The organism is Vibrio sp. 2130-1 (assembly GCF_033339515.1).
On sequence record NZ_JAWOUT010000200.1, the window covers coordinates 1 to 760 of the forward strand.

At 43.9% G+C, this 760-nt stretch carries 2 pseudogenes; both read left to right on the forward strand.

From position 1 onward, the window contains the following. Positions 1-225 (forward strand): annotated as a pseudogene (locus R7Q09_RS25165) (TIGR01212 family radical SAM protein); the annotation flags it as partial. A gap of 34 nt (positions 226-259) precedes the next feature. Continuing rightward, positions 260-760 (forward strand): annotated as a pseudogene (locus R7Q09_RS25170) (diguanylate cyclase); the annotation flags it as partial.

The window sequence follows — 760 nt, forward strand, 5'->3', positions numbered from 1 at the left end:
AGTGAAATGATTCGTATGACGCCCGCTGATGTTGTGTTTCATCGTGTCTCTTCCGCAGCTCGTCGTCCAACGTTGTTGTCCCCGCTTTGGTGTGAAAACCGTTGGTTAGCCATGACTGAAATTGGTCGCGCATTAAATAAAGATGGCGCTCAAGGCAGTTTAATAGGAAAGCCTTTTATCTACACGAAGCCGGAATTAAAAGCAGATTGCTCAATAAATAACTGATATATTTTTAGCAGTTTGCTTTATAGGTGGAAAAATGGATCAGTTACTTAATTGGCTTTGGAATGGGCAGGAGAGTTATGGATATATTGTCCTGCTATCGATAGTCAGTGCGATTGCGATAGCACTTATCTACTTTCGTTTCCAAAACGCACTTAAGCAGCTTATTACTGATTCGCCTTATCCAGTGCTGGTGCTAGATGCCAGCCATGGACAAATCCTACTTTCGAATCAAGCAGCGATGCAGTTGCTTGGCATTCGCTCACTGGGTACAGGCTTTTTGTACCCAGCCTTGTTTGAGCTTCACAAACTTTCTTCGTTACTAGATAGTTTTTCCAGTCGCTATTTCCGTCACCAAGTCTTTGATTGGCGTTTATCTGAAAACGAATCTATTAAGGTTGAATTGTCCGGCCGAAAGAGTTTGCTACGTGGTCATCGTGTTTGGATCATGTACGCGCAACCTTATCAAGTCACTTTACAAGAGCAGCAGCAAGAGTTGGCGCAGTTAGAGATGGCTCGCTCAGCGCTAGATTCGCTG